Here is a 6450-nt window from a genome sequence, read left to right as displayed (position 1 = left end):
TGCCCCCGGCCGGGTGTGCCCCGGGCGCGTCGACCGTCAGCCGCACAGCCTTTGCCGCGCGGACAGATGCTCCTGCGACAGGCGTTCGATCAGCTGGGCAGCCGGCACGATCTCGCGAACCGATCCGATGCCCTGACCCGCGCCCCAGATGTCGCGCCACGCCTTGGCGCCGCTCGCCGCGCCGAAATCCATGATCGAGGGATCCCGGGCCGGCAGATTGTCCGGGTCGAGGCCCTGCGCGGTGATCGATCCGCGCAGATAGTTGCCGGGCACGCCGGTGAAGTAGCTCGAATAGACGATATCGTCCGCCGCGCCCGAGACGATGCCCTGCTTGTAGGCCGGCGCCGCGCGCGCCTCGTCCGTGGCGATGAAGGCCGAGCCGATATAGGCGAAGTCCGCGCCCATCGCCTGCGCGGCGAGAATGCCTGCGCCGGTGGAAATCGCGCCGGAGAGGGCAATCGGCCCGTCGAACCATGCCCGCGTTTCCGCCATCAGCGCGAAGGGCGATTGCGCGCCGGCATGGCCGCCCGCCCCGGCGCCCACCAGGATCAGCCCGTCGGCACCTTTTTCCACGGCCTTGTGGGCGAAGCGCTGGTTGATGACGTCGTGGAAGACGAGCCCGCCCCACTCATGGACGGCCGCGTTCACGTCCGTATTGGCGCCGAGCGACGTGATGACCAGCGGCACCTTGAAGCGCGCGCAGATTGCGAGATCCTCCATGAGGCGCGGATTGGAGCGGTGGACGATGAGATTGACGGCATAGGGCGCCGCCGGGCTCTCCGGGTTCGCCGCGTCATGCGCTGCCAGTGCCTCGTGGATCCTGGCGAGCCAGTCCTCCAGCCGCTCCGGCTCGCGCGCATTGAGCGAAGGCATCGCGCCGATGATCCCCGCCTTGCATTGCGCGATCACCAGGTCGGGATTGGAAATGATGAACAATGGCGCGCCGATCACCGGCAGGCGGATGCCCCGATCAAGTGGCTTTGGTATCGGCAAGGCAGGTTCCTCTCAGGAGAGGAGTGGTCGCACGCGCCGGGGCGAGCGTCAATCGGCGGCTATCGGGCCGGCGACTCCGCCGGTCGCCGCGACTGGTGCCCTCATCGGACGCCAGCTCTCGGCCTGCCAGCGCCGCCGCGTGTAGGTGGTCGCGCCGATCTGCAGCGCGATCAGCATGAAGACGAAAGGCTGGTAGGCGATGCCGACGAACAGCGAGCCGACCAGATAGATGATGTGGCCCTGGACCATTGCCCGTGCGAAAGGCGCGACCCATTGATAATCGGGATTGTCGCTGTCCTTGTAGCGGCGGCGCAGGCGCTCGCTCTGCACCAGCGTGCCCAGGTTCAGCGCGAGCCAGAGCAGCAGGCCGGGAAACCCCTGTTCGCCGAGCATCTCGAAATAGCTTGAGTGGTAGGCACGGCCCCGGTCGGTCACCACGACATGCTCGACGCGCTGGTTGTCCGGCGTGCCGCTCTTCTGGACGGTGTGGTAAGTGAAGCTGTTCTGGAGATAATTGTCGAAGCCGCCGCCGAGCGGATTGCGTGCGACATAATCCAGTGTCCATTTCCAGACCTGGAGTCGCGTCGAGGCGCTTTCGTCAGCCTGATATTGCGAGATGGTGTCCATGCGCTGGGTGAAGCTGCTGGGCAGGAAGGGAATGGCGCAGATCATCGCGAGGACGCCCGCGGCCGCATAGAGCATCCGCCTTTTCGTCTGCCACCACATCATGATGGCGAGCACGGCGGCGCAGACGAGGCCGGTGCGCGCCTCGGTGCCGATCGGCATCAGTAGGCAGGCGCCGCAGAAACAATAAGCGAAGGTACGCACGCGCCAGTCCGGCGGAAACACGGTGCCGTGCCGGGAAAGATACAGAATGAGCGGAATGATCGCGATCGCCACGGTGGAGATGATGCTGCCTTCGAAGAGGCCGCTATTGTTGTCCACCATCAGGCGCAGCGTGCCGTAGCCCCCGCCGCCCAGCACGGTCTTGATGCCGCCGGTGATGATGATCGTGCCCGCGCACAGCACCATGACGAGCGCGAGCGCTTCCAGCCGCAGCTTCGTGCGCAGGGTCAGTGGCAGGAAAATGGCGAAGAGCAGCGCCTTCCACACCCAGTCCCACTTGGTCCGGGCCTCGATGGGGAAGTCGGCATGGAGCGTCGTGTAGCCGCAATAGAGCAGGAGGGCGACCAGCAGCAGCTGTCGGCGCGAGAGGCGGCAGTCCTTCTTGTCGTCGAAGACCAGCCATCCGACCACCGCCGCGGCGAAGGCAATGAGCGAGATCGGGATGGCGTTCAGCAGATAATATGAGAGGCGCTGGGGCGAGACGATGTCGATATAGGCATAGACCAGCACGAGAATGAACGGCCGCTTCAGGCCCAGAGCGAACATGGCCGCGAGGAAGGCGATGAAGAACAGGTCACGCATCGTGGCGGTCCCTTGTCTCCCGCGGGCGGCCGAGCAGGTCGCGCGTCTCGCCGCCGCTCTCATCGTCGAGGTCGTTGCGGCCGAGCAGGCGCCAGCAGGCAAGCAGGATCAGGCCGTGCGTCAGCAACAATGAGAATGTATCGACCATCCGGCGCGTGTCCCGAGAATCCGCTGACAATATCAGGGACGATGTCGTGCGCCTGATTTGCCGCGTGATCCTAGTGGCGGGTGGTTGAGGCGGCGTTAAACCTTTGCAGGCAGGAGAGGGCCATGACGCGAATTCTGCATGTCCTCGATCACAGCCTGCCGCTGCAGAGCGGCTACACTTTCCGGACGCGCGCTTTGCTCAAGGCGCAGCAGGGCCGGGGCTGGGAAGTGCGCGGCATCACCGGCAGCCGGCACATAGCGGCGGGGCCTGCCGTGGAGACAGTGGACGGGCTGTGCTTCCATCGCGTCCCCGGCCGGTCGGGCTTTCCCTTCGGCCCGGTCGCCGAATGGCTGGATGTGCGCCGTTTCTCGCGCGGCATCGAGTCGCTGGTGCGCGACTGGCGGCCGACGCTCATTCATGCCCACTCGCCGGTGCTGGGCGCGCTGGCTGCCGCCCCGGTCGCACGGCGGCATGGTCTGCCTTTCGTCTACGAGATCCGCGCCTTCTGGGAAGACGCCGCCGTGGGCAACGGGACGGGCCGCGAGGGCGATCTGCGTTATCGCGCGACTCGCTTCCTGGAAGACCGCGCCATTGCCCGCGCGGATGCGGTGATCGTCATTTGCGAGGGGCTGCGGCAGGATCTCGTCGCGCGCGGTGTACCGCCCGGCAAGATCACGGTGTCGCCCAATGGCGTGGATCTCGATCTGTTCGGCGCGCCGCCGCCGCCCGACGAACGGCTCCGTGCGCAGCTCGGGCTGGACGGCGCCGAAGTCATCGGCTTCATCGGCAGCTTCTACGATTATGAAGGGCTGGATGATCTCATCGCGGCCATGCCGGCGCTGGTCGCCCGGCGCCCGGACGTGCATCTGGTGCTCGTGGGCGGCGGCCCCTGCGCCGAGTCGCTGCGCGGGCAGGCGCAGGCGTCTCCCGTGGCAGCGCACATCCATTTCGTGGGGCGCGTGCCGCATCAGGAAGTCGAGCGTTATTATGGCCTTATCGACATCCTCGTCTATCCGCGCAAGGCGATGCGCCTGACCGAGCTCGTCACGCCGCTCAAGCCGCTGGAAGCCATGGCACAGGGGCGCCTTGTCGCGGCGTCCTCGGTGGGCGGGCATCGCGAGCTGATCGAGGACGGCGTCACCGGCACCCTGTTCCCGCCGGACGACCCGGCTGCGCTGGCCGGCGCGCTCGCTGCACTCCTCTCGGATCGCGCGCATTGGGACGAGCGCCGGCATCGGGCGCGGCAGTTCGTCGAGCGGGACCGCAGCTGGGCGCGCAATGTCGTGCGTTACGAACCTGTTTACCAAGAGCTGATAGCGAGCATGGCAACGTCATCGCGAGCTGGGTCATGAATTCCCGAGCAATGGTCAGGGTCCCGGCCCCCGGGACATGGATGGAGCGAACCCTCGGTGCCCGTGGCGCCCGGTTGCTGCTGACGGCCGGGGGCATGATCGGGGTGGGGCTGGCCGTGCCGGGCCCCTTGCTCGATCAGCTGGTGACGACGGCAGGCCTGAGCGGCGCGAGTGATCTTTTCGTCGCGCCCGTGGGGTTGCCGGGGCGGATGGTCCTCACCGGGGCCTTTGCTCTCGTTCCGGTGCTCGCGGTCTGGATCATCTGGCGCACGCCGGGTCCCGGGCCGGCACAGGACATGCAGGGGCGCAGCGGGGACGACATCGGGCTGCCCGAGGAGGATGAAAACGAGATGATGAACGTGCGCGTGCAGAGTTCGATTTCGCCCTGGGATGCATTCAAGCGATTCGTCCGCGGCGGCGCGCAGCCGGACGCCGTCCGGGACGACGTGCCGCTCAGGAAGCGCCGCCGGAGGGACCGGCACCCGGACGCGCCGCCTCGCCCGCCGTTGTTTGCGAGCCGCGATCTTCCCCCGCCCGATCTGATCGATCCGCAGGAGTCGCCCGCGCCGAAGAGCGATCCTATCGCGGCCCCGGTCCCAGCAGACGCGGTGCGCTTCGCGGCGCCCGCCTCTCGCATCGTTACGCAGACCCCGGCCGAGCTGCCGAGCGCGCCGTCCGCGCCCGCCGCCCCGGACATCGCATTGCCTCGTTCCCCCGCGCCGCTGAGCGACGCCGAGATCGCAACCGCGGTCGCGACCCTGCCGCCGCGCGCGGCCAGGCCGGCACCGGCCCCGCGCGTGGATGGCGCATCATCCTGGAAGATTGCCGATCTCGGTCTCCCGCTGATCGAGAATGCCGATCTCGGCACGCTTGCCGCCCGTTTCGAGCAGGGCGTCGCGCGCCGGGAAGCGATCGTCAACGCGCGCCAGGCGCAGCACGCCCTCGGCAAGCATCTGCCCCCGGCTGCGGTCGCTGCCGCTGCGCATCCGCAAGGCGAGGTTTTCGCCGCCGCCGACGCGCCGGGCCTCTCAAGCCTGCGCGTCGAGAGCGACGTGGAGAGCGCGCTCAACGATGCGCTCGCCACCTTGAGGCAGCTTGCCGGCGCGCGCCGCGCCTGAGCCGGCGGCCGCTCGCGATCTCACCATTCCTCGATGGTCAGGACCGCGAGCCTGATCAGCGCCTTGCCCAGGGCCGGCGCGCCCGAGATGTCATCGATCGTCAGGTCGACGACAATGTGGCCGCGCAGCGCGAACTCGGCCTCGCTCAGCCCCGTGGTCAGTCGCCGCGCTTCCTCGACCGCATCCTTGCCCGCGAGGCCGAGCGTGATGGCGTGACGTGTGCCGACGAAGGTAGCGCTGCACCAGGGGCTCATCTGCGCATCCTGCACCCGGGCGGGCGCGAGCATCGCTTCCAGCGCGGCGATGAGCTGGCCCTGGCAATCCCGCCTCTGCGCGCGCGGCGTGGCGGGGCGGATCGGCAGGGTGGGCGCCCGGCGGCAATGCCATCGCCGCGCCTGCGCATGGGGTCTCGTGACAACCGTCATTGTGCACGCTCCTGGAATTTGTTCATGAAATGTTCTACACGACGCCGGGTTCGGTCGGTGAGTTCGCGGCCCCTCCGCATGTCGTGGACAAGCCGGGGGTCGCGGACGGCTTCACGGCCGAATCGCGTGGCGGCCATGCCGGTATGGCGCAGGAAGCGCTCGATGGTGGACAGGCTGATCATGAAGCCGGCTCTCCTTCTGGTGCTGTGTGAACGAGTCGAAACAGGAATAATCCTATCTCTCGCGCCAAATCCTACTTGTCTAGGAAAAATCCTATAGTATGATGACACCCATGGACACGGGCACTGTGCGGGAGACTCTCGATCGGCTGATACGGGAGCGGGGCGTGAGCTATGAAGCGCTCTCGCGGCTGCTCGGCCGAAATCCTGCCTATGTGCAGCAGTTCGTGAAGCGGGGCACGCCGCGCAAGCTGGACGAGGCGGACCGGCGCGTGCTGGCCCGCTATTTCGGCGTCGACGAGCGCATGCTTGGTGCCTCGGATGCGCCCGTTGCCCCGACATCCCCTGCCGCGCCCGCCCGCAAGCGCACGGGCGATCTGGTGATCGTGCCGCGTTTCGCGCTCGGCGCTTCGGCGGGCCCCGGCGCATTGGTCGAGGAGGAAAGGGCGGCCGGCGTCCTGGGCTTCGATCCCCGCTGGCTGCGCGCTATCGGCGGGCGGCCGGACATGCTGAGCATGATCCGGGTGGATGGGGAATCGATGGCGCCCACGCTCAGCGATGGCGACGAGATCATGGTCGATCGCAGCGACGGGATCGATCGGCTGCGCGATGGCATCTACGTGCTGCGCATGGATGACGTGCTGATGGTCAAGCGAGTGGCCCTGGCGCCCCGGCGCGGCGGCTTCTCGGTGCGCAGCGACAATCCGCTCTATCCGGCGTGGGACGATGTGGATGCGGATGCCGTATCGATTGTCGGCCGGGTGATCTGGGCGGGGCGGCGACTCGGATGAAGCCGGGCGGGGCCGC

The 6450-nt window shown here is 67.9% G+C and carries 8 protein-coding genes; 3 read left to right on the top strand and 5 right to left on the bottom strand.

Annotation, left to right across the window (positions count from 1 at the left end; translation table 11 throughout):
* Positions 1–36: 36 nt before the first annotated feature.
* From SLG_RS18070 to SLG_RS21840, 3 genes are read right to left on the bottom strand one after another with little or no spacing between them, the layout of a single operon-like run.
* A complete protein-coding gene (locus SLG_RS18070; protein WP_014077968.1) occupies positions 37–993 on the bottom strand; it encodes an NAD(P)H-dependent flavin oxidoreductase in 957 nt (318 codons plus the stop codon).
* Between the two features lie 48 nt (positions 994–1041).
* Entirely contained in the window at positions 1042–2421 is a 1380-nt protein-coding gene (locus SLG_RS18065) for a putative O-glycosylation ligase, exosortase A system-associated (RefSeq protein WP_014077967.1), read from the bottom strand.
* Positions 2414–2569 (bottom strand): hypothetical protein, encoded by a 156-nt coding sequence (locus SLG_RS21840; protein ID WP_014077966.1) that lies wholly within the window; start codon positions 2567–2569, stop codon positions 2414–2416. The genes SLG_RS18065 and SLG_RS21840 overlap by 8 nt, the downstream gene beginning before the upstream one ends.
* Positions 2570–2691: 122 nt before the next feature.
* Between SLG_RS21840 and SLG_RS18060 the strand changes: the two genes are divergently transcribed.
* Together SLG_RS18060 and SLG_RS18055 are read left to right on the top strand one after the other, a co-directional pair.
* Positions 2692–3921 carry a TIGR04063 family PEP-CTERM/XrtA system glycosyltransferase gene (locus tag SLG_RS18060; protein ID WP_014077965.1) on the top strand — a complete coding sequence of 410 codons (1230 nt, stop codon included), beginning with the start codon at positions 2692–2694 and terminating at the stop codon, positions 3919–3921.
* A 41-nt stretch (positions 3922–3962) separates the two neighbouring features.
* Positions 3963–5039, top strand: a complete 1077-nt coding sequence (locus tag SLG_RS18055) for a hypothetical protein (protein ID WP_014077964.1) — start codon at positions 3963–3965, stop codon at positions 5037–5039.
* A gap of 20 nt (positions 5040–5059) precedes the next feature.
* Here SLG_RS18055 and SLG_RS18050 read toward each other — a convergent pair whose 3' ends face one another.
* The gene (locus SLG_RS18050; RefSeq protein ID WP_014077963.1) at positions 5060–5464 is read right to left on the bottom strand and encodes a hypothetical protein; all 405 of its coding nucleotides are present in this window, start codon (positions 5462–5464) and stop codon (positions 5060–5062) included.
* Positions 5461–5646 (bottom strand): hypothetical protein, encoded by a 186-nt coding sequence (locus tag SLG_RS21095; RefSeq protein ID WP_221413725.1) that lies wholly within the window; start codon positions 5644–5646, stop codon positions 5461–5463. The genes SLG_RS18050 and SLG_RS21095 overlap by 4 nt, the downstream gene beginning before the upstream one ends.
* A gap of 98 nt (positions 5647–5744) precedes the next feature.
* Between SLG_RS21095 and SLG_RS18040 the strand changes: the two genes are divergently transcribed.
* On the top strand, positions 5745–6434 hold the full coding sequence (locus SLG_RS18040; RefSeq protein ID WP_014077961.1) for a S24 family peptidase: 690 nt from the start codon (positions 5745–5747) through the stop codon (positions 6432–6434).
* The last annotated feature ends 16 nt before the right edge of the window (positions 6435–6450 follow it).

Source organism: Sphingobium sp. SYK-6, assembly GCF_000283515.1.
Classification (GTDB): domain Bacteria; phylum Pseudomonadota; class Alphaproteobacteria; order Sphingomonadales; family Sphingomonadaceae; genus Sphingobium; species Sphingobium lignivorans.
The sequence above is the reverse complement of the archived record's forward strand: the minus strand, read 5'-3'. Positions and strand labels throughout refer to the sequence as shown.

Bases quoted from the DNA above. Each gene is read 5' to 3' on its own strand.
- SLG_RS18055 (WP_014077964.1), top strand. From the start codon at position 3,963: ATGGAGCGAACCCTCGGTGCCCGTGGCGCCCGGTTGCTGCTGACGGCC.
- SLG_RS18050 (WP_014077963.1), bottom strand. From the start codon at position 5,464: ATGACGGTTGTCACGAGACCCCATGCGCAGGCGCGGCGATGGCATTGC.
- SLG_RS18040 (WP_014077961.1), top strand. From the start codon at position 5,745: ATGATGACACCCATGGACACGGGCACTGTGCGGGAGACTCTCGATCGG.
- SLG_RS21840 (WP_014077966.1), bottom strand. From the start codon at position 2,569: ATGGTCGATACATTCTCATTGTTGCTGACGCACGGCCTGATCCTGCTT.
- SLG_RS18060 (WP_014077965.1), top strand. From the start codon at position 2,692: ATGACGCGAATTCTGCATGTCCTCGATCACAGCCTGCCGCTGCAGAGC.
- SLG_RS21095 (WP_221413725.1), bottom strand. From the start codon at position 5,646: ATGATCAGCCTGTCCACCATCGAGCGCTTCCTGCGCCATACCGGCATG.
- SLG_RS18065 (WP_014077967.1), bottom strand. From the start codon at position 2,421: ATGCGTGACCTGTTCTTCATCGCCTTCCTCGCGGCCATGTTCGCTCTG.